Consider the following 22639-nt stretch of genomic DNA (forward strand, 5'->3'; position numbering starts at 1 on the left):
GCTGCGAATGCATGGCCTCAGTGGAACAGGCGATCCCGCGGTCCGTCAACTGACCCGATACATATGGCTCACAGTGTGGACAGGCTTGACAATGTGTTGTGAACAGCGCTTCTCTCAGAAGCGGATCGCGCTGAGGGGCCCGGTCCGCGTTGTGTTTTCCGTGAAGGCACGTCCCGTGTTCGATCTCTGCATCCACGGAGCCTTCGCATGTCTGCGCAGACAGATGCCTTCCCACAATCACCCCCGGCCCCGCTCTCCAAGAACAGCGACAGGGGTCCCGGCGCCGGCCGTCTGCGGATCGTCCCGGTGCGCCGAACAGGCCAGTGGGCGGCGGCCGTTGCGGTACTGGTGCTTCTCGCCCTGGCGCTGAACTCCGTCATCCGAAACGACGCCTTCCAGTGGGACGTCGTCGGCGACTACTTCACCACCGCCGCCGTCCTGCGCGGCCTCGGCCTCACCCTCTGGCTCACCGCGCTCGTCATGGTCCTCGGCTTCGCCCTCGGCACGCTGTTGGCCGTACTCCGGCTCTCCACCAACCACGTGCTGCAGGCTGTCAGCTGGGGCTATGTGTGGCTCTTCAGGTCGACCCCGATCCTGGTGCAGCTGCTCTTCTGGTTCAACATCGGCGCGCTCTACCCGGAGATCCTCGGCGTCCGTACGGTGAACCTCCTGGGGCCGGTCACGGTCGCCGTCGTCGGCCTCACCCTGCACGAGGCCGCATACGCGGCCGAAGTGGTCCGCGGCGGCATCCTCTCCGTCGAGCGCGGACAGATCGAGGCCGCCCAGTCGCTGGGCCTCGGCTCCTGGCGGCGGTTCCGCCGTATCGTGCTGCCGCAGGCGATGCGCTCCATCGTCCCGCCCGCCGGGAACATGCTGATCGGCACCCTCAAGGGCACCTCGATCGTCAGCATCATCGCCGTGCAGGACCTGCTGTACTCGGTGCAGCTCGTGTACCACCGCACCTACCAGGTCATCCCGTTGCTGCTGGTCGCCACTGTCTGGTACGCGGTGGTCACCTCGCTGCTCAGCATCGGCCAGCACTGCGTCGAGCGGCACTACGCCCGCGGCTCGGCGGATACCCGATGAGCGGCGTACCGGCTCTTGTCGTCATCGGCGCCGGACCGCGCGGCACCGGTCTCATCGAGCGCATCGCCGCCAGTGCCCCGGAGCTGTACGGGGGCCTGCGGCTGGACATCCATGTCGTCGACCCGTACCCACCGGGCGGCGGCCGGATCTGGCGGCACGACCAGTCCCCGCTGCTCTGGATGAACTCCATGGCCGAGGACGTCACCATGTTCACCGACGACACCGTCCAGCAGGAGGGACCGATACGTCCGGGACCTGCGCTGCACACCTGGGCCGCGGATGTCCGTGAAGGCCGCATCGAGCTCGCGGTCGATCCTGAAATCCTTGCTGAGATAAAGGCGTTGGAAGGTCAGGACTTCCCGAGCAGGCGACTGCAGAGCGTCTACCTGGGATGGGTGTACGAGCAGGCGCTGGCCGCACTCCCGGCAGGTATCTCCGTGCACGAGCACCGCGGGCACGCCGTGCGTGTCACCGGCCCCCGCGGTGGCCGTCAGCGCGTCTGGCTGGAGGGCCGCGACGAACCGCTGTCCGCCGACCTCGTGGTGCTCACCATCGGCCACCTCGACTCCGAACCAGCCCCTGAACACGTCCGGTTGGCCGAGTTCGCGGACCGGCACGGACTCGTCCACCTGCCGCCCGACTTCACCGCCGACAGCGATCTGACCGCCGTGCCCGCCGGCGAACCGGTCATCGTCCGGGGCTTCGGGCTCGCGTTCATCGACCTGATGGTGCTGCTCACCGAGGGACGCGGCGGACGGTACGAGAACGGCGAGTACGTGCCCTCCGGCAACGAGCCCGTACTGCACGTCGGATCGCGGCGCGGTGTCCCGTACCACTCCAAGATCGGCTACGGCTGGCAGGGCGACCGGCCGCCGCTGCCCCGATTCCTCGGCCCGGACCGGATCGAGGAACTGCTGAGCCGGTCCGAGCCGGCCGACTTCCGGCGCGATGTGCGGCCCCTTGTCGACAAGGAGCTCGGGTACGCCCACTACCACCGGCTCTTCACCGCCCATGCCGGGCGTACGGCAGTCGACCGGGCCGTCTTCGAGGAGAAGTACGCGGCCGCCGACCCGGGCAGCCCCGAACTGCATGCCCTCGTCCGCGCCGCCGTCCCCGACCCCGCCGACCGGCTCGACCTCGAAGCGCTCGACCACCCGCTGGACGGGGTGCGCCACCCCTCGTACGACGCACTCCAGGACGGACTGCGCGACTACATCACCGCCGACCTCGACCGCCGTCACGACCCCGCCCACAGCGAGGATCTCGCGGTCTTTCTCGGACTGCTCTCGGTCTACGGGCAGTTGGTCCGGCTCGGCGACATCGGAGACCGGTGGCACGGCTTCTTCAGCTACCTCGCCTCCGGCCCGCCGGGACCACGACTGCACCAGCTGCTCGCCCTCTCCCGGGCCGGTGTCGTCCGCTTCCTCGGTGCGGGAATGACGGTCGAGGCGGACGAGGAGCGGGGCGTCTTCCGGGCCGGCAGCGCCACGGTGCCGGGGAAGTGGGTCGAGGCCCGCGCGCTGGTCGAGGCCCGGCTGCCGGAACCGTCGCTGGAACGTACCCGCAGCCCGCTGCTCCGGGGGCTCTGCGAGGACGGGGCCGCCGCCACCGGCACCGGACTGCTCTGCGTCGACCCCGACGACGGACGGATCCTGGACCGGGACGGCCGCCCGCACCCGCGACGCTTCGCCCTCGGCCCGCACACCACCGCACGGGCGAGCGGCGCCTTCACCCGGCCCCGCACCGGCGGTCCCGCGTTCCGGCAGAACGACGCCACCGCGCGGACGGCGCTGGCGTTCCTGCGCGACGTGCTCTGTAGCGACGGCGACGGCCGCAGCGACGCAACGGACGGCAACGACCGCCTCAGCGCCTGACCGCGGTGCCGTCCAGCATCCGTATCCCCTTGCCCCCGTAGCCCCTAGTCCGAGGAACCCTCATGTCGCTCACCAGCGATCCGCCACTCGACAGAGCGGCCGGTCCACAGACGGCTGCCGGCGTCGACGCCGATGCGCTCACCGTCGTTCCCGTACGCCACCCCTGGCGCTGGGTCGCCGTCGCAGTCACCGCCGTCCTGCTCGCCCAGTTCCTGCACGGTCTGGTCACCAACCCGGCTGGGAGTGGGACGTCTTCGCCCGCTTCTTCACTGCCGGGACCATCCTCAAGGCTGTCTGGATCACCCTCCAACTGACCTTCTACGGAACGGTTCTCGGCTTCGCGCTCGGTATCGTGCTCGCCTTCATGCGGTTGTCGGCCAGCCCGTTCCTCAGCTCGGTCGCCTACGCCTACATCTGGGCGTTCCGCTCCATCCCGCTCATCGTCCAGCTGCTCTTCTGGTTCAACCTCGCATATCTGTACAAGGAGTTGCAGTTCGGCATCCCGTTCGGACCCGGCTTCCTCTCCTTCGACACGATGAACCTCGTCGGCGCCATGAGCGCGGCCGTCCTCGGCCTTGCACTGCACCAGGCGGCCTACGCGGCGGAGATCGTCCGCGGCGGTGTACTCGCCGTGGACAGCGGTCAGTTGGAGGCGGCTGCCGCCCTCGGGATCCCTCGGCACCGGCAGCTGTGGCGGATCGTGCTGCCGCAGGCGATGCGTTCCATCCTGCCGAACGCCGCCAACGAGATCGTCTCGCTCTTCAAGGGCACCTCGATCGTCTCCGTGATGGCGATCGGCGAACTCTTCTACCAGGTCCAGGTCGTCTACGGACGCAACGGCAGGGTCGTGCCGCTGCTGATGGTCGCCACCGTCTGGTACATCCTCCTGACCACCGCGCTCTCCGTCCTCCAGTACTACGTCGAACGTCACTACGCCAAGGGGGCTGTGCGATGAGCGCCACCACCGGTCCGTCGGATGCCCGGTCGGATGCCATGGTCGAGATCCGGTCCGTGCACAAGAGCTTCGGCACCCTCGAGGTTCTGCGCGGCATCGATCTGTCCGTACGCGCGGGAGAGGTCACCGTCGTCCTCGGCCCGTCCGGGTCCGGCAAGTCGACGCTGCTGCGCACCATCAACCACCTGGAGAAGGTCGACAACGGCTGGATCAGCGTCGACGGCACCCTGGTCGGCTACCGCAGGGACGGCAACAAGCTCTACGAGCTGCGCGAGCGCGAGGTCCTGCGCCAGCGCACCCGGATCGGCTTCGTCTTCCAGAACTTCAATCTCTTCCCGCACCTCACTGTCCTGGAGAACATCACCGAGGCGCCGGTCTCCGCCCTGCGTCGCCCCCGCAAGGACGCGGTCGCCGCAGCCGAGAAGCTCCTCGCCCGGGTCGGACTGGCGGACAAGGCGGGGGCGTACCCGAAGCAGCTCTCCGGCGGGCAGCAGCAGCGCGTCGCCATCGCCCGCGCGCTCGCTCTCGAACCGAAGCTGCTGCTTTTCGACGAGCCGACCTCGGCACTCGACCCCGAGCTGGTCGGCGAAGTCCTCGACGTCATCAAGGACCTGGCGCACGGGGGTACCACGATGATCGTCGTCACGCACGAGATCGGCTTCGCCCGCGAGGTCGCCGACACCGTCGTCTTCATGGACGAGGGGCGGATCGTCGAGCAGGGCGCCCCCGCCGACGTACTCGACCGTCCGCAGCACCCGCGCACCCGCGCCTTCCTCTCCAAGGTCCTGTGACCCCTCCCATGTCCTCTCCCGCCCATGTCGCAAGGAGCACCCACGTGTCCGCCCGCCGCACCCTCGCCACTGCCGTCGCCACCCTCACCGCTGCCGGACTCCTCACCGCCTGCGGTGCGAGCGACGCCGCGACCGACGAGATCAAACCGAAGGGGCAGAAGGACACCGGCATCAACATCGGACCCGACCAGCACCGGATCAGAGGCGAGAAGGTCGACGCGATCGCGGCCGAGGTGCCGGCGGCCGTCCGCGAACGCGGCACGCTACGGCTCGGCGCGAGCGCCGACGCCTCGCCGCCGCTCGGCTTCTACGCCACCGACGACAGGACCCGGATCGGCTCCGAGATCGACCTGGCAACCCTGATCGCCGACACACTCGGGCTGAAGCCCGAGTTCGAGGAGGTCTCCTGGGAGAACCTCTTCGTCGGCCTCGACAGCTCCAAGTTCGACGGCGTCCTGTCGAACGTCACGGTCACCGAGGAACGCAAGGAGAAGTACGACTTCGCTACCTACCGGCTCGACAACATCGCCTTCGAGGCCAAGAAGGGCTCCGGCTGGAAGGTGAAGGACGCCGAGGACGTGGCGGGGAAGACCATCGCCGTCGCGTCCGGCACCAACCAGGAGAAGATCCTCGTCGACTGGAGCGAGCAGAACGTCGAGGCCGGGCGCAAGCCCGTGGACATCAAGTACTTCCAGAAGGACACCGACTACTACCTGGCCCTGCAGTCCGGCCGGATCGACGGCTATCTCGGCCCCAGCCCGTCGGTCAACTATCACGTGGCGTCGGCGGGCCAGTCCGAGGTCGTCGGCACGCTGTCGGGCGGCGGCGACGGCCTCCAGGGGAAGATCGCCGCCACCACGAAGAAGGACAGCGGCCTGGTCGAGGCGTACGCGGCCGCCATCGACCACATCATCGAGGACGGCTCGTACGCCAAGGTGCTGAAGCGCTGGGGGCTCTCCGACGAGGCCGTCGAGAAGTCCGAGATCAACCCGCCCGGCCTTCCCAAGCCCAAGAACTGAGCCCGAGAGGTACGCACAGCAATGTCTGCCACCACCGCGCTTCATCTGGCCGCCGAGATCGGCGGCCCGCCCCACTACGACGCCCGGCACCACGTCGAGCTCGCCCGGCTCGCCGAGCGCGGGACACTCGACTTCGTGACCCTCGGCGACTCGTTCGCCCGCCCCGGACTCGACGCGCTCGCCGTGCTCTCCCGGGTCGCGCCCGCCACCCGCAGGATCGGGCTGGTGCCGACCGTCACCACCACCCACACCGAGCCGTTCCATGTCTCGTCCGCCGTGGCCACCCTGGACTGGGTGAGCCGCGGCCGGGCGGGCTGGAGCGCCGAGGTGTCGACGACCGAGGCCGAGGCCCGGCTGTTCGGCCGGCGGTCCGCCGCGCCCGCCGCCGAGCTGTGGCGCGAGGCGGGCGAGACCGCCGATGTCGGGGCCCGGCTGTGGGACAGCTGGGAGGACGACGCGGAGATCCGGGATGTCGCCACCGGCCGCTTCATCGACCGCGACAAGCTGCACTACGTCGACTTCGAGGGCGCCACGTTCACCGTCCGCGGCCCGGCCATCGTGCCGAGGCCCCCGCAGGGCCACCCGGTCACCGTGATCGACGGGACGGGCGGACCGAGCCAGGAGGCTGCCGCACGCCACGCCGATGTCGTACTCGTCCGGGCCACCGGGCCCGAGCAGGCCGCGGGCATCCGGGCGGACGTACGGCGCCGCGCCGCGGCGTACGGCCGCGACCCCGGCACCCTGCGGGTGCTGGTGGCGCTCACCGTCGACCTGGGGGACGCCGAGACCGCGCCGGAACCCGGTCTGGAGAGCGGACCGCCGCTCGCCGCCGGCGGCTCGTACTACCGGGGCGGCCCGGTCGACCTCGCCGAACTGATCGCCCGGTGGCACCGGGCAGGAGCGGTCGACGGCTTCCACCTCACGCCCATCACACCGGAGCGCGATCTCGAACGGATCGTCAACGGAACCGTCGCCCTGCTTCAGCACCGCAGCCTGTTCCGCACCTTCTACCCGGGAGGCACGCTCCGCGAGCACCTGGGACTGACACGCCCGGCCAACCGATACGCCCTCGCGGAGGGACGAGCATGACCGCACCGAAGCAGAAGCAGATGCATCTCGCCGCCCACTTCCCCGGCGTGAACAACACCACCGTCTGGACCGACCCCCGCTCGAAGAGCCAGATCGACTTCTCCTCCTTCGAGCACCTCGCCCGCACGGCGGAACGCGGCAGGTTCGACTTCTTCTTCCTCGCGGAGGGGCTCCGGCTGCGCGAGCACAACGGCCGGATCCACGACCTGGACGTGGTCGGCCGCCCCGAATCCCTCACGGTGCTGAGCGCCCTGGCCGCAGTCACCGACCGGCTCGGGCTCGCCGCCACCGTCAACGCGACCTTCAACGAGCCGTACGAACTGGCCCGCCGGCTCGCCACCCTCGACCACCTCAGCGACGGCCGGGCCGCCTGGAACGTCGTCACCTCCTCCGACGCCTTCACCGGGGAGAACTTCCGGCGCGGCGGCTATCTCGACCGGACCGACCGCTACACCCGGGCCGCCGAGTTCGTCGCCACCGCCCGCGAACTGTGGGACACCTGGACCCCTGACGGGACCCCGCGCCCCTTCCGTCACCAGGGGCAGCACTTCTCCATCGAGGGCGAGTTCACCGTCCCGCGCTCCCCGCAGGGCCACCCCGTCGTCATCCAGGCCGGGGACTCCCCGGAGGGCCGCGAGTTCGCCGCGTCCGCCGCCGATGTCATCTTCACCCGGCACGGCACCCTGGAGGCGGGCCGCACCTTCTACGCCGACGTCAAGGGGCGGCTGGCGACGTACGGCCGGCAGCCCGACGAGCTGAAGATCATGCCCGGGGTCACCTTCGTCCTCGGCGACAGCGATGCCGAGGCGCAGGAGCGGGCAGCCGAGATCCGCCTTCAGCAGGTCTCCCCGCAGAACGCGATCCTCGCCCTGGAACAGATCTGGGGCCGCGACCTCTCCTCGTACGATCCCGACGGGCCGCTCCCCGAGACCGACCCGGACCCCGACTCCGGGCTGGTCCAGGGCCGGGTCAAGGTCGGCGACCCGCTGGCCGTCGCGGCCCGCTGGCGCGCACTGTCGGAGGCCAAGGGGCTGTCCATCCGGCAGACGGTGATCGAGACGACCGGGCGGCAGTCGTTCATCGGCAGCCCGGAGACGGTGGCGGCCGAACTCATCGAGTTCGTCGCGACGGACGCGGCCGACGGTTTCATCCTCGTACCGCATCTCACCCCGGGCGGCCTCGACGACTTCGTCGACCGGGTCGTCCCGCTCCTCCAGGAACGCGGAGCCTTCCGCTCCGAATACACCGGTTCCACTCTGCGGTCCCATCTCGGCCTGGCCGAACCGGTATGGAAAGGTTGATCGTATGAGCACGCATACAGAGCAGCAGGCGGAGCAGGACTGGAACCTCTGGCACGAGGAGCGCACCGCCACGGTCGCGGCGCCCTACGGCCCGCTCTCCCTCACCGGCACCCACTGGATCTCCGACTTCCCGGGGGGGGCGAATTCCGGCCGTTCCCGGGCAGTGGCGGGAGGACGGCGACGAACTGGTGCTCACGGCGGCCGCCGAGGAAGGGCTCACCGTCGACGAGAAGCCCTTTGCCGGTGAGGTGCGGCTCACCGCGGACCGCGGCCCGATCGAGGCCTCCCGCGTCACGTGCGGCGAGCGGCGGCTGGTCGTGCTGAGCCGCGAAGGACTCTGGGCGGTACGGGACTTCGACCCGGGCTCAGCGGCGCGGCGCGCCTTCCGGGCCATCGAGGCGACGCCGTACGACGCCCGCTGGGCGCTGCCGGGCACCTTCCGCGCCTACGACACCGCCCGTACGGTCCGGGTCGAGAACGCCGATGGAGTCGAGCGTGGGCTCGGCCTCGGCGGCGAGATCGCCTTCGTGGTGGACGGTACGGAGCACACGCTCCAGGCCGCGGTCGAGCCCGACGGGTCGCTCTGGGCGGTCTTCGCCGACACCACCAGCGGAAAAGGTAGTTACCGCTTCCGCTTCCTGCGCCCCGCCGCCCCGGCCGAGGACGGCAGCGTGACGGTCGACCTCAACCGCGCCCTGTTGCCGCCGTGCGCCTTCGCCGATCACTTCATCTGCCCCTTCCCGCCGCCGGGCAACACCCTCCCGGTCGCCGTCGAGGCGGGGGAGCGCAACCGCATCGACAACTGACCCGGCGCTTCTCGCCGTCGCGACCGCTCGATTCCGGCCCCGGCAGCCGCGTGCTGCCGGGGGCCGGTGCGTGTGCGCGGGTGCCGGGCATCCCCATGCGCAGGCGCCGGGCATCCCATGCGCGGTCGTCGGGCATCCCTTGCGCAGACCGGTGAGCTCCGGCCAAAAGGCACTCTTGCGCAAGAAGTTGCGGCCTTGAATACTCCCGAGCAGCGCTTGTCAGGAGCACGTCGTATTTTGCGCTTCCGGAATGCGATGTGCGGCCGTGCCCCCGACTGCGCCTCACGGGTCCGACCACCCCACAGGCGGGCCCCCGTTTCCCCTCGGGAGGAATCAGAAGTGAGGATCAAGCGCACCATCCCCCTCAGCGGTCTGGCGAGACGAAGCAGATTCGTCGCGATCTCCGCAGGCCTTGTCGCCGTTGCCGCGCTCGCCGTCCCCAGCGCCCATGCCGACGCCACCGGCACGTTCAGTGCCAACCAGCTCTCGGCCGCAAGCGACGCCGTGCTCGGCGCCGACATCGCCGGTACCGCCTGGAACATCGACCCGGCGACCAAGAGCCTCGTGGTCACTGTCGACAGCACGGTCTCCAAGGCCGAGATCCAGCAGATCAAGCAGTCCGCCGGAGCCAACGCCGGCGCCCTGCGGATCGAACACACCTCCGGCACGTTCAGCAAGCTGATCGCCGGCGGCGACGCCATCTACGCCCCCGGGTGGCGCTGCTCCCTGGGATTCAACGTCCGCAGCGGCAGCACCTACTACTTCCTGACCGCCGGTCACTGCACCGACGGCAACCCGCCGTGGTACACGAACTCGTCGAACTCGACGTACATCGGCCCCACGGTCGGATCCAGCTTCCCGACCAACGACTACGGCATCGTGCGGTACGACAACGCCGCGGTCGCCCACGCGGGCACCGTCGGCAGTCAGGACATCACCAGCGCGGCCAACGCCACGGTCGGCATGTCCGTCACCCGGCGCGGCTCCACCACCGGAATCCACAGCGGGACCGTCACCGGTCTCAACGCCACCGTCAACTACGGCGGCGGAGACATCGTCTACGGCATGATCAAGACGAATGTCTGTGCGGAGCCCGGCGACTCCGGCGGCTCGCTCTACTCCGGCACCCGGGCGATCGGACTCACCTCGGGCGGCAGCGGCAACTGCTCCTCGGGCGGTACGACGTACTTCCAGCCCGTCACCGAGGCGCTCAGCGCATACGGCGTCAGCGTCTACTGACACACCGCCGCACTGACGTACCGACTCGCTGGTCACAGCGCGACGGACGGAGCCCCTGCCCGAATTCCGGGCGGGGGCTCCCGTTCACCCCGCGGCTTTTGAGAGGATGTGGGGAAGGACGGTCGCGCAGGAACGACGGGGGCGGATGCTGTGCCTTCCGGAGGGATGCCCTCCGGGAACCCCCGGCTGACACTCCAGGGGGTTCCAGTCCGTGCAACGCATCGGAGTGACCGGCCATCGCAGCATTCCCGAAGAGGCGCACGCCCATGTCCTGGCCGGAATGCGCGCGGCGCTCTGCGGCTTCGACGGCTCCCTGGAGGCCCTCTCCAGTCTGGCCGTGGGCGCGGACCAGCTCTTCGCCGACCTGGCACTCGCCTGCGGGGCGGAACTGACCGTGGTCATCCCCAGCGGTGACTACGAGGCCTGCTTCGCCGACGGGCCCGAACTGGCCCGCTACCGGAGCCTCAAGGGCCGTGCGGCCAGGGAGATCCGGCTGGACTTCCCGCACTCCACCGACGAGGCGTACTACGCGGCGGGTGCCTACATCGCAGACCACTGCGACCGGCTGCTCGCGGTGTGGGACGGCCGGCCGGCCCGCGGTTTCGGCGGCACGGGCGACATCGTGACGTACGCCCGCACGCTCGGCCGCCCGGTCACGGTGATCTGGCGCGACGGGGTCGAGCGCACCTGACCGGAACCGCGCGTGCCGTTCGTATACAACAGGGAGGCGGGGTGAGCCGTGCACGGGTGTCCGCTCCTGCGACCGCTCGCGTACGGCTGCTCAGGTGCCGGACTGCTGACCGTTCCTCACATCTGGTGCCGGGCCAGCCAGTCGGTGTGCTGCGGGGAGACGATGCGCTCGGTCTCGAAGACCGCCCGCGGCCACTGCCGTTCGGTCAGCGTGGTCTCCATCGCCACCTGCATCGACTCCAGATCCTTCTCCACCAGCGAGTGGGCGGAGATCAGGGGATGGTGACGGCGCATCTCGCTCCAGGCCAGACAGGCCGCCGCAGCAGCGGACAGCATTCCGGTCGCGGTGAAGGACTGGGCGACGGAGAACGTTCTCAGCAGGCCGAGGACCAGGGCGAAGGCGGTCAGCGCCGCGATCGTGGTCGACCAGACCCGGGTGGCCCGCCGGGACACCTCCTGGCGGCGGCGGTACCAACTGCGCTGTTCGATCAGCCGGTCCCGTACATATGTCTCCTTGCGTACGGTGAAGGCCTTGTCCCGCAAAGCGCGCATAGAATCCGTGATGAGTCCGCCCGAATCGGCCGACCGGTCGCGCGGGTCCGCCCAGCCGACCTTTCTGAGCTCCTGCAGTCCCTCTTCCAAGCGGTTGGCGAACACCGCTTCCGGATGCTGGGTGCCGGTGTCGAAAGGTGAGCCGTGCACCGAGTAGCGCCAGCACATCGATTTGATGAACTCTGCCGCCGAACGATTGAGTTGCCAATGCGACTTTGCTTTGCGCCGCGAGGTGAGGTACATCGTGATCAGGACACCGAGGTAGGCCAACGAGCCGACGGCATCGGTCAGTTGGAACGTGTCAACGACCTCCCAGTGCCACGGAACCGCCGCCGGTAATGCCCCCACGACCAGCAGGATCAGCTGCCAGCGGGTGGTATTCACGGCCTCCCGCTGGCGTGCGATCGCGATGGCATCCGTGTGGTGAAAGAGCGCCGGCAGATCAGCGTTCCGGAAGACCAGGCTCTGCAGTGGTCCGGGAATCGCCGTCATGTTCACTCCCGTCTGCGGTTTTGTCTTCGCCCAAATGGCGGAATGGCTGGTTCCGTTGCGTCTCGGGCAGTCTCACGTGACGCTCGCGTTGCAAGAGGACGTCCTCAGTTGCCAACCGAGGCCATGAGAGTAAAGTCGTGCCGCCGGACACTGCAATGGTGCAGCTGGCCGGTGCAGTTTCCGTGTCCGGATCAATCCCATCAAGGACGGCCGTGAAGACCTCTGAATCCTCCCTCTCCTTCGCCGTCGCGAAGAAGAGCCGTGTGCCGCTCGCCGAGATCGACGCGCGCGGTAAAGAAGCCACCAGGAAGCTCGGACGGGTGTCCGCCGCTCCCACCGGTCGCGCGACCCAGGCATCGACCTTCAACTCGGCTCTCTAGGCACCCTCTTCGGGCTGACCGGACGGGTCACCCCTTTGGGCCCGTAAGAGCTGGTCACCCCTTCGGGCTGGCTAGACTGGTGGAATGACTGGACCCCTGGTCCCATTCCGCGAAATCGTTCTCAAGGTTCACAGCAGGTGCGATCTTGCCTGCGACCATTGCTATGTCTATGAACATGCAGATCAGAGCTGGCGTACCCGTCCGAAAACAATCTCTGACGAAGTCATCTTCCGGACTGCTCGGCGCCTGGCTGAGCATGCCAAGACACATGCACTGCCCTCCGTGTCAGTGATCCTGCACGGAGGGGAGCCACTACTGGCGGGCCCCGCGCGACTGCGGCGCATCTGCGAAGAACTCACCGCAGCCTTCGAGGGCGTCGCCGAGCTCGATCTCCGCATCCATACCAATGGTCTGCAGCTCAGCCCCCGCTATCTCGACCTCTTCAGCGAGTACGACGTCAAGGTGGGCATCTCCCTCGACGGCGACCGCGAGGCCAACGACCGGCACCGCCGGTTCGCCGACGGACGCAGCAGCCATCCCCTGGTCCTCAAGGCCGTCGAGCTGCTCCGTCAGGAGCGCTACCGCCATCTCAACCTCGGGCTCCTGTGCACGATCGACATCGAGAACGACCCGCGTGCGGTCCTCGACGCCCTCGTCGAGCTCGATCCGCCGCTCATCGACTTCCTCCTGCCGCACGCCACCTGGGACGAGCCGCCGTCGCGTCCGGACGGCTCCCGCACCGCCTATGCCGACTGGCTCCTCGCGGTCTTCGACCGCTGGCAGGAGCAGGGGCGTCCGGTACCGGTGAGGCTCTTCTCCTCGGTCCTGTCCACCCTGAGCGGTGGTCCCAGTCTCACCGAGTCCCTCGGACTCGCCCCCACCGACCTCGTCGTCGTCGAGACCGATGGCCAGCTGGAGCAGGTCGACTCGCTCAAGAGCGCCTACGAGGGTGCGGCGGCCACCGGGTTCGACGTCTTCACACACGCCTTCGACGAGGTCGCGGCCCATCCCGGGGTCCGGGCCCGGCAGCTCGGTCTGGACGGTGTCAGCGAGACCTGCCGCAGCTGCCCCGTCGTACGTTCGTGCGGCGGCGGTCTCTACACGCACCGCTACAAGTCGGTGGGCGCCGTCGATCCCACCCTGCTGTTCGATCACCCGTCCGTCTACTGCGACGATCTCAAGGCCCTGGTGCTCGGCATCGAGGAGCGCACGGCGGCCTCCGTCGTACCGCCCGCGGTGGCGGAGCCCGTAGAGCTGGCCGTCGCTCAGCAGGACCTCACACGCACCATGCTCGCCCTGCTCCACAGCGACCTCGACGGACGCGGCGGCGACCACTGGGCGGCCGCCTGGGAGCTGGCGGCCACGTTCGAGGGCTCCGAGGAGGGGTCGCGGGGCCTGGACGAGGCGCTCGCCCACCCCTACGCCCGCAGCTGGCTGCATGACGCGCTGTCCGCCGTGCACGAGGAGCGGCCGGGCGCCGGAAGGATCGCCTGGCGCCTCTCGTCGTACGTCGCGGCCGCCGCGGTCCTGGCCGGGCTCGATCTGGCCGTACCGGTGGCGTACCGGGACGGCACGCTCGCCCTTCCCGGCCTCGGTGCGCTGCGGATCGACGGGCCGGAGGCCGGCACAGTCGGGGTGCGGGCCACCGAGGACGGCTTTCTGGTGCGCCGTGCGGGTGACGGCGGGCACAGTTCCTTCGAACGGCGGATCGTGCGGGGCGGGGAGGCCGGCCGGGGCTGGCTGCCGGTGCGCCGGCTCGGCGGCGGCGCGCCCGGCTCGGCAGGCGACTCGGGGCCGGGTCCCGCACCCGGTTCCGCACCCGACTGGGTGCTCGACGACCTGGACCCGTACCGCGGCTGCTTCACCGCACGCCCGGCCGCCGGGCTGCGGCCGGACGAGGCCGGACGGCTGAGCGCCGCGCTCGGCAGCGCCTGGGCCCGGATCGTGCGGCGCGCACCGCGGTACGCGGCCGAGATGGCGGACGGCCTCACCACCCTGACGCCGCTGACCGGCCTGCCGCCGGGGGAGCCCTCGGTGGGGCGGCACGGATACGGCGCACTGGGCATCCGGCCGGACGAAAGCGCCGGCCAGTGGCCGCTCACGCTGGTGCGCGGCTTCCGCCGGGCCAAGCTGCGGGCGCTTCTGGACGTCACGGATCTTTACGCGGCGGACGGCTCCTGGGAGCATCGAATGCCCTGGAGGGAAGAGCCGGTTCCGCTTTCCCGGCTGCTGGCCGAAACGTACGAACGGGTGGCGCTCGGGGCATTCGAGTCGCACTATCTCGACGGTGTGCCGCAGGCCCTCGAAACGCTGGAGCGTGCGGCCGAGCTCACCGTCAGCGGAAAGCAGGTGCTGGACCTGATGCGAAAGGAGATCTGACGCAGGATCCGGTCCGGCCCGGACTCCGGCACGTACGGGACAACTGGGAGGGAACGAAGCGCGAGCGAATGGGATCAAGGACGCGATCCACTGCGTCAGGGAACGGATGACCGAAAAGTGGCGTTGAATGACCGAACGTCATGGGGGTGGAGCAAGGTCCGCTCCGGAATGATGAATTCGCTCGCATTCCTTTCACGCCTCGGGTGCGGGTGCTCACACAGGACGGGGGTCGTGTGCACGCAACAACGCAGCAGCGAGCGGCGGACCATCGGCCGTACTTCTTCTTGAGTTATGCACATACACCGGGGTACGGCGGTGGAACGGACCCCGATATGTGGGTCGAGCGGCTCTTCCAGGATCTCTGCGGCCATGTGATGGCCATGACCGACCTGCCCGCGGGCGCGCCCGCCGGGTTCATCGACCGCGAGATACGCTCCGGCGAGGGCTGGTCGGAACGGCTCGGCGAGGTGCTCGCCACCTGCCGGGTGTTCGTCCCGCTGTTCTCGCCGCGCTACTTCGCCAGCGAGATGTGCGGCAAGGAGTGGTACGCGTTCGCCCAGCGCGCCATCCACTACCGGGCGCGCCACAACCAGCCCGCCGAGGCCATCGTCCCGGCCCTGTGGGTGCCGGTTCCGCCCAGTCAACTACCGGGCCCGGCCGAGCGGTTACAGTTCAACCACCGTGATTTCGGCGATCGGTACGTCAGCGACGGACTGTACGGACTGATCAAGCTCAGGCTCTTCGCCGAGGAGTACGAGCGCGCGGTCTACGAACTCGCCAAGCGCATCGTCAACGTCGCCGACACCATGCGGATCGGCACCGGCCGACCCGTCGACTACCGACTCGCCCCCAGCGCCTTCGGCTCACCGAGCAGCGGAGTGGCCGGCCCCCGCCCCATGCAGGTGACCATCGCGGCGGCCACCCGCCACGACCTCCCCGAAGGGCGCAGCGCCGACTACTACGGCGACACCCCGCAGGACTGGAACCCCTACCACCCGGCCTCGGCACGGCCGCTGGCCTATGTCGCCGAGGACCTCGTACGCTCCCTCAACTACCAGGCCACCATCGCCTCCTTCGACGAGGAGCCCGGACATCCGGAGGGGAAACAGCCCCCCAGCAGACCGGAGATCCTGCTCGTCGACCGCTGGGCCCTGCAGGACGAGGACCGGCGCCGGCGGCTCGCCGCCTTCGACGCCGAGAACCGCCCCTGGGTGACGATGGTCGTGCCGTGGAACCGTGAGGACCCCCAGAGCCGGGCTGCGGAGGCCGAACTGACCGAGAAACTCGAGCAGACCATGCCGACCAAGATGCGCCAGGGGCGGGCCTACTGCCGCGCCGCCGCCAGAGGCGTACCGAGCATGGAGGCCTTCGGCCAGATCCTGCCGCAAGTGGTCGAAGTGGCAGCCCAGCAGTACCTGAGACACGCGGCGGTCTACCCACCTGCGACAGGCGGCGGACACACCGAACGGACCCGGCTCATGGGCCCGATGGCGCAGACGCACTTCATACCGGAGACACACCACCCTGCGACGGATGCGGAGGACACGGATGACGGCCAGTCGTGACGGACGCATCGTCACCTTCTACTCGTACAAGGGCGGCACGGGGCGCACCATGGCCCTGGCCAACACCGCCTGGATTCTCGCCGCCAACGGCAAACGGGTGCTGGCCGTCGACTGGGACCTGGAGGCACCCGGACTCCACCGGTTCTTCCACCCGTTCCTCGACCCGTCGACACTCGGCGCCACCACCGGTGTCATCGACCTGATCACCGAGTACGCCTGGGCCGCGACCAGCCCGGTCCAGCGCGCCGACGACTGGCACCGCGACTACGCGCGCATCCAGCCGCACGCGGTCTCGCTCACCCCCGAGGCACTCGGCTGGGAGTTCCCGCAGGGCGGAACGCTCGACTTCGTCTCCGCCGGACGGCAGAACCGTGAGTACTCCGCGACCGTCTCCACGTTCGACTGGGACAACTTCTACGACCGGCTCGGCGGCGGCCACTTCTTCGACGCCCTGCGCGACGACATGAAGGCCAACTACGACTACGTCCTCATCGACAGCCGGACCGGCCTCAGCGACATCGCCGACATCTGCACCGTTCATCTGCCCGATGTGCTCGTCGACTGCTTCACGCTCAGCGATCAGTCGATCGACGGTGCCGCCTCCGTCGCGCGGCAGATCTCCGAGCGCTACACCGGCCGCCCCATCTCCATCTTCCCCGTCCCGATGCGCATCGACGAGGGCGAGAAGGAGAAGGCCGACGCCGGACGGGCGCTGGCCCGGCTGAAGTTCGACCGGCTGCCACGGGACCTGTCCGGTGACGAACTCACTGCCTACTGGGGCGCGGTGGAGATTCCGTACCGCCCCTACTACGCCTACGAGGAGACCCTCGCCACCTTCGGCGACGAGGCCGGTCTCACCAACTCGCTGCTCTCCGCCTTCGAACGGCTCACCTCCGTCATCACCGACCAGCAGATCACCTCGATGCCCCCGGTCGCCGAAGAGGTCCGGCTGCGCATCCGCGACGCGTTCACCCGGCGCAGGCCCGCACTGCCCGCCGATCTCTTCCTCAGCTATGTGGCGGAGAACCGGATGTGGGCCGACTGGATCGAATCCGTCCTCACCCGGGCCGGATTCCGGGTCGTGCCGCGCGATGTATCCGCCGAACGGGAGACCCGGGAACCGGTCACCGCCGTCGCCGAGAACGCGGCCCGCACCGTGGTGCTGCTCTCCAGCGCCTACCTCAAGTCCCAGCGCGCGGTGAACCTGTGGGACCGGGCCGTCGCCGAGGACCCGGGCGCCGGCCGACGCCAACTGCTGCCGCTGAGGGTCGGCGACGTACGGCTGTCCGCGCCGTACATCGACCGCAATCCGGTCGACCTCTTCCGGCTCGACGAGGTGCACGCCACCACCGCACTGCTGCGCGCCCTGGACCGGCCCGTCCAGCTCACCGACGGTGTTTCGCCCGGACCGCGTTTCCCCGGCACTGTCCCGAGGATCTGGAACGCACCGCCGCGCAACCCCGGCTTCACCGGCCGCTCCCTCGTTCTGGAGCGGATGCGCGACCAGCTCGGCGGCGGCATGGCCGTGGTGCTGCCCCAGCCGCAGACGCTGTACGGGCTCGGCGGCGTCGGCAAGACCCAGGTGGCCCTGGAGTACGTGCACCGCTTCATGGCCGACTACGACCTCGTGTGGTGGATATCCTCCGAGCAGATCGACGACGTGGTGGCCGGACTCGCCGAGCTGGCCGTCCGGCTCGGTGCGCAGGGCGGCGACGACATGGCGGCAGCCTCCCAGGAGGCCGTGGACCTGCTGCGGCGGGGTGTGCCCTCGGACCGCTGGCTGCTGGTCTTCGACAACGCCGACGACCCCGAACGGCTCAGGCGCTACTTCCCGCAGGGCGGTTCCGGCCACATCCTGGTCACCTCCCGGAACCAGGCATGGTCCCAGCACGGCGACGCGCTGCCCGTCGACGTCTTCCTGCGCGAGGAGTCGATCGAACACCTCCAGCGCCGCGCCCCGGGGCTGAGCGACGAGGACGCCGCTCAGGTGGCCACCGCCGTCGGTGACCTGCCGCTCGCCGTCGAACAGGCGGCGGCCTGGATCGCGGAGACCGCCACCCCGATCGACACCTACCTGGAGCAGCTGGCCCAGCAGGCCCCCGAGGTCCTGGCGCTCAACCAGCCCGCCGGCTACCCGGAACCGGTCGCCGCGACCTGGAACATCTCCATCGAACGCCTCAAGGAGCGTTCGCCCGCCGCGGTGCGGCTGCTGCAGCTCTGTGCCTTCTTCGCCCCCGAGCCGATCTCGGGGAACCTCCTGTACAGCAAGGAGATGATCGAGGCGCTGAAGCCGTACGACGCCTCGCTCCAGGAGAAGCTGGTGCTGGGCCGGGTCATCCGGGAGATCGGCCGGTTCGCCCTCGCCAAGGTCGACCAGGTCTCCAACTCCATCCAGGTGCACCGGCTCGTCCAGGCCGTCATCCGGGCACAGCTCAGCGAGGAGGAGCAGCAGGACGCCCGGCATGTCGTGCACCGCATTCTGGCCGGCGCCCGGCCCGATGACGACGAGCCGATCGACAACCCTTCGACCTGGCCGCAGTTCGCCACCATCTGGCCGCACCTCGGCCCGTCCGACGCACGCAACTGCAAGGAGCCGGAGGCCCGCAGGCTCCTGATCGACCGGGTCCGCTATCTCTGGAAGCGCGGTGACTTCAGGACGGCCACCACGCTCTGCGAGGAACTGCGCGCCATCTGGAAGGAGACGCTGGGGGAGCGGGACATCCAGTACCTGTACCTCTGCTTCCACCTCTCCAACATCTACCGCTCGCGCGGCCGTTACGTCGAGGCGAGGGAGCTCGACGAGATCACTCTCAGCCGGCAGCGGGAGATACTGGGCCCGGAGCATCCGCACACGTACATGAGCACCAGCAGCCTCGCGACGGACCTCGGCACGCTGGGGGAGTACAGCAAGGCGATCGAGCTGGCGACGGAAGCCACCGACGGGTTCAGCCAGATCTTCCACGACTCCCACCCGAGGACGCTGGCAGCGGCCAACAACCTGGCCTTCACCCTGCGGGTCGTCGGCCAGTACGCCAGGGCCCGCGAGATCGACCAGGACGTGTACGACCGGCGTGTCGAGGTGCTCGGTCCGGAGCATCCGTACAGCCTGTCCTCGGCCATGAACCTGGCCCGCGACCTGCGTGACGTCGGGCGGTACGAGGACTCCGTCTCCATCCTCAGCCGCACGTACGACAGCTACAAGGCGACGCTGGGGCGGGCCTTCCCCGGCACACTGAGCGCGGCGAAGAGCCTCGCGGTGTCACTGCGCAGGGCGGGCAGACTGGAGGACGCCCGGAGGCTCACCGTGGCCACCCGTGCCAGGTACCGGGCCAAATACACCTCGGCGAACCCCGAGTCGCTGGCCTGCGACCTCAATATGGCGGCCGACCTGTTCGCGGCGGGTGAGCCGACCGAAGCCAGGGACGCCGCGCAGGAGGTCGTCGACCAGTACATGAAGGTGCCGGGCGAACGGCACCCGTACACGCTGGCCGCCCTGAACAACCTCGGCGTCTACCACTCGGGAGCGGGAGCGGCGGAGGAGTCGGTGGCGGTACTGACCCGGGTGGTCGCAACGATGCGGGAGGTGTACGGCCCCGAGCACCCCAACACGCTCTTCAGTGTGATGAATCTGGCCAACGCCACCGCCGAGCAGGACGGCGATCTCGAGATCGTGCTGACGACCGAACGACGCGTGGCCGGACAGCTCCGGGAGGTTCTCGGCGCGCATCATCCGGAGACCCTGGCGGTGATGGCGAACGTATCGGTCACGCTCGATGCGATGGGGCGCAAGAGCGAGGCGCTGAGGGTCAGGACGGAGGCGGTCGAGGAACTGTCCGGGCAGCTCGGCGACGATCATCCGCTGACCCGGATCGCCAGGGAGGAGAGCCGGTTCCAGCGCGAGCTGGAGCCGCTCGCGGTGTGAGCCGCGGGAGCGGTTCCTGCCCGAACAGGAGGCGCCGCGGAGCGTCCGGCCACCACCGGACGCTCCCGGCCCCGCCTCTCAGCCGGCGGGTGTGTCCAGCAGCCAGTTGAGAATCCGGGGGAGTGCGTGCAACGCGTCGAAGTGCGCGGCCGCCGGCTCCAGCACGACGGTGGCGTTCGGGATGCGTTCAGCCAGCCAGCGCGAGTGGCCGACCGGCGAGAACACGTCCTTCTCGCCGTGCCAGAGCATGACCGGACCCTTGATGTCCGCCGGGTCGAACCCCCACGGATGACTGAACGCGATGGCGTCGTCGATCCAGCCGTATGCGGAAGTACGCAGCCCCTCACGGTAGTTGTTCAGCAGCAGAGAGCGGACCCCGGCATCGTTCACCACCATCCTGTCGGAATCGGTCAGCTCCCGGCGCAGATCGTCGATGAGCCGCACCGGATTCTGTCTGATGACCGCGGACCGGGAGATGAACGACTCCGCGAGCCCGTCCGGGTCGGCCGCCGCCGTGGTGTACGCCAGCACATTGGAGGCGGCCATCCCGTCGAACCAGTCGAGGCCGTCCGCGTCCCAGGGTGCCAGGGCGACCAGTGCGGCGGTACGGGTCACCCGCTCGGGCATCAACGCGGCGCATGCCAGGGCGTGCGAGGCGCCGCCGGAGCGGCCCACCACGGCGAACCGGTCCAGCCCGATGTGGTCCGCGATGGCCCGTACGTCCTCGACGACATCGGCGACGGAGCGGCCCGGCAGCCGGTCGGAGCCGCCGTAGCCCGGCCGGTCGTAGGTGATGAGTTGTGTCTTGCGCTGGTACAGCACCATGCCGCGCGGGGCCGGACCGAGCCGGCTGCCGGGAGTTCCGTGGAGCAGGAAGACCGGTCTGCCGCGTGGGTCGCCCAGACGCTCCACCATCAGATGCCGCCCGTCCTTTGCGCGCACCCGATTGCGCACTCCGCGCCTCCTTCGCTTCGTGCGGGCACCGAGTGCCCGACTTTTCCTGCTGATTCGATGATGACCCATCAAAGTCGCTATGGGGAACGTCAATTGAGGTAAATCAACAGCGAGTACCGGACAGGTCCAGTCCTCACCCATTGCCGACCGATCGATTGCACGGGGTGTTCGCAAAAGGAACCGACATGGTGTGACTTCGGGGAGGTGAACGGGGCGGGGTGAAACGGTGATGTCGTGTGTGCGTCCTGAAGTCGACCTTGTGTGCGATCTTTCCGGTCGGAATAGTGGGCGGCTCCATCCTCCGTATCCAGGCACCCCACTTGCCTGTATGCGGCCCCACAGGAGGTTGAAGTTGAAGCATCGACGCATATCCAGGAAGCGTGCGGTGATGGCCGGATCGGCCGTTGTCGCCCTGGTCGCAGCGGGAATCACGTTCCAGAGTGCGAACGCCAGTGACGACGTACCGCAGTTCACGGTCCGGACCCTGACAGCGAACGCGGCCGGAAAGCTCGCCACCGCTCTCGGGCGGGATCTGGGCAACGACGCGGCCGGCTCGTACTACGACGCCACGTCGAAGAACCTGGTCGTGAACGTGGTCGACCAGGCCGCCGCCGAGCAGGTGCGGCAGGCGGGCGGCAGGGCCAGGGTCGTGACGAACTCGCTCGCCGAGCTGACGTCGGTCCGGCAGACCCTCACCGCCAAGGCCACGATCCCCGGCACCTCATGGGCCGTCGACCCGGTCAGCAACAAGGTGATCGTCACCGCCGACCGTACGGTCGACGGCGCGGCCTGGGACAGACTCGGTGCGGTCGTCGACGCGCTGGGCGGCAAGGCCGAACTCAAGAAGTCCGCCGGGGAGTTCAAGCCGTTCATCGCGGGCGGTGACGCGATCTGGGGCAACGGCGGACGCTGTTCGCTCGGCTTCAACGTGGTCAAGGACGGTGAGCCGTACTTCCTGACCGCGGGGCACTGCACCGAGGCGATCAGCAGCTGGTCCGACGCGCAGGGCGGCGCGGAGATCGGTACGAACGCGGGCTCCGACTTCCCGGGCAACGACTTCGGGCTGGTGAAGTACACCTCCGACACGCCGCACCCCAGTGAGGTCGACCTCTACAACGGGTCCACCCAGCCGATCACCGGAGCGGCCGAAGCGACCGTCGGCATGACGGTGACCCGCAGCGGTTCCACCACCCAGGTGCACGACGGCCAGGTCACCGCTCTCGACGCCACGGTGAACTACGGCAACGGTGACATCGTCGAAGGCCTCATCCAGACGACGGTCTGCGCCGAGCCGGGCGACAGCGGCGGCTCGCTCTTCGCGGGCGACAAGGCGATCGGCCTGACCTCCGGCGGCAGCGGCGACTGCACCTCGGGCGGGGAGACCTTCTTCCAGCCGGTGCCGGAGGCGCTGGCGGCGTTCGGGGCCGAAATCGGCTGACCGGGCAGGTTCCGGGGGCGCCGCCCCCACTCGTCGGCCGGGTCCGGATTCGGGCCCGGCCGACAGGCATGACCGGGGTGACCGAGCGAGGCCGGGGGGAGATGACC

15 protein-coding genes and 2 pseudogenes are annotated in these 22639 nt (G+C 69.3%); 15 read left to right on the plus strand and 2 right to left on the minus strand.

All coding sequences use genetic code 11. From position 1 onward, the window contains the following. Nucleotides 1-207: 207 nt before the first annotated feature. The 10 genes and pseudogenes from OG878_RS30695 (at nt 208) to OG878_RS30740 (ending at nt 10851) form a co-directional block, all read left to right on the plus strand. On the plus strand, nt 208-1086 hold the full coding sequence (locus tag OG878_RS30695) for an amino acid ABC transporter permease (protein ID WP_328889779.1): 879 nt from the start codon (nt 208-210) through the stop codon (nt 1084-1086). After that, a complete protein-coding gene (locus OG878_RS30700; protein WP_328889780.1) occupies nt 1083-2960 on the plus strand; it encodes an FAD/NAD(P)-binding protein in 1878 nt (625 codons plus the stop codon). Before OG878_RS30695 ends, OG878_RS30700 begins: the two co-directional genes overlap by 4 nt. A gap of 62 nt (nt 2961-3022) precedes the next feature. Further along, nucleotides 3023-3915, plus strand: a pseudogene (locus OG878_RS30705) (amino acid ABC transporter permease). 38 nt (nt 3916-3953) lie between these two features. Continuing rightward, nucleotides 3954-4706, plus strand: coding sequence for an amino acid ABC transporter ATP-binding protein (locus OG878_RS30710; protein WP_328891440.1), 753 nt, complete (start codon nt 3954-3956; stop codon nt 4704-4706). Nucleotides 4707-4750: 44 nt separating this feature from the next. Further along, entirely contained in the window at nt 4751-5725 is a 975-nt protein-coding gene (locus tag OG878_RS30715) for an ABC transporter substrate-binding protein (protein ID WP_328889781.1), read from the plus strand. Between the two features lie 21 nt (nt 5726-5746). Then, complete coding sequence (locus OG878_RS30720) at nt 5747-6814, plus strand: LLM class flavin-dependent oxidoreductase (protein ID WP_328889782.1); 1068 nt, start codon at nt 5747-5749, stop codon at nt 6812-6814. Then, on the plus strand, nt 6811-8115 hold the full coding sequence (locus OG878_RS30725; protein ID WP_328889783.1) for an NtaA/DmoA family FMN-dependent monooxygenase: 1305 nt from the start codon (nt 6811-6813) through the stop codon (nt 8113-8115). Before OG878_RS30720 ends, OG878_RS30725 begins: the two co-directional genes overlap by 4 nt. 4 nt (nt 8116-8119) lie before the next feature. Continuing rightward, a pseudogene (locus OG878_RS30730) lies at nt 8120-8921 on the plus strand (DUF1684 domain-containing protein). Between the two features lie 339 nt (nt 8922-9260). Further along, nucleotides 9261-10160 carry a S1 family peptidase gene (locus OG878_RS30735; protein ID WP_328889784.1) on the plus strand — a complete coding sequence of 300 codons (900 nt, stop codon included), beginning with the start codon at nt 9261-9263 and terminating at the stop codon, nt 10158-10160. Nucleotides 10161-10371: 211 nt separating this feature from the next. Continuing rightward, complete coding sequence (locus tag OG878_RS30740) at nt 10372-10851, plus strand: hypothetical protein (RefSeq protein ID WP_328889785.1); 480 nt, start codon at nt 10372-10374, stop codon at nt 10849-10851. Between the two features lie 116 nt (nt 10852-10967). Here OG878_RS30740 and OG878_RS30745 read toward each other — a convergent pair whose 3' ends face one another. Further along, nucleotides 10968-11894 (minus strand): DUF4231 domain-containing protein, encoded by a 927-nt coding sequence (locus OG878_RS30745; RefSeq protein WP_328889786.1) that lies wholly within the window; start codon nt 11892-11894, stop codon nt 10968-10970. Nucleotides 11895-12106: 212 nt separating this feature from the next. Between OG878_RS30745 and fxsA the strand changes: the two genes are divergently transcribed. From fxsA to fxsT, 4 genes are all read left to right on the plus strand, one after another. Continuing rightward, nucleotides 12107-12274: an FxSxx-COOH cyclophane-containing RiPP peptide gene (fxsA, locus tag OG878_RS30750; protein WP_328889787.1), complete on the plus strand. Its 168-nt coding sequence runs from the start codon at nt 12107-12109 to the stop codon at nt 12272-12274. 84 nt (nt 12275-12358) lie between these two features. Next, complete coding sequence (fxsBH, locus tag OG878_RS30755; protein WP_328889788.1) at nt 12359-14653, plus strand: radical SAM/SPASM protein FxsBH, inactivated beta-hydroxylase extension form; 2295 nt, start codon at nt 12359-12361, stop codon at nt 14651-14653. A 209-nt stretch (nt 14654-14862) separates the two neighbouring features. After that, nucleotides 14863-16218 (plus strand): FxsC protein, encoded by a 1356-nt coding sequence (gene fsxC / locus OG878_RS30760; protein ID WP_328891441.1) that lies wholly within the window; start codon nt 14863-14865, stop codon nt 16216-16218. After that, the gene (fxsT, locus tag OG878_RS30765) at nt 16202-20140 is read left to right on the plus strand and encodes an FxSxx-COOH system tetratricopeptide repeat protein (RefSeq protein ID WP_328889789.1); all 3939 of its coding nucleotides are present in this window, start codon (nt 16202-16204) and stop codon (nt 20138-20140) included. The genes fsxC and fxsT overlap by 17 nt, the downstream gene beginning before the upstream one ends. A gap of 78 nt (nt 20141-20218) precedes the next feature. Here the strand turns inward: fxsT and OG878_RS30770 are convergent, their stop codons facing one another. Further along, nucleotides 20219-21094, minus strand: coding sequence for an alpha/beta fold hydrolase (locus OG878_RS30770; RefSeq protein WP_328889790.1), 876 nt, complete (start codon nt 21092-21094; stop codon nt 20219-20221). Between the two features lie 352 nt (nt 21095-21446). On the opposite strand from OG878_RS30770, the gene OG878_RS30775 reads away from it, so the two are divergent. Next, nucleotides 21447-22532 (plus strand): S1 family peptidase, encoded by a 1086-nt coding sequence (locus tag OG878_RS30775; protein ID WP_328889791.1) that lies wholly within the window; start codon nt 21447-21449, stop codon nt 22530-22532. Nucleotides 22533-22639 lie beyond the last annotated feature (107 nt).

The sequence above is a fragment of the Streptomyces sp. NBC_00316 genome (assembly GCF_036158715.1).
Taxonomy (GTDB): Bacteria; Actinomycetota; Actinomycetes; order Streptomycetales; family Streptomycetaceae; genus Streptomyces.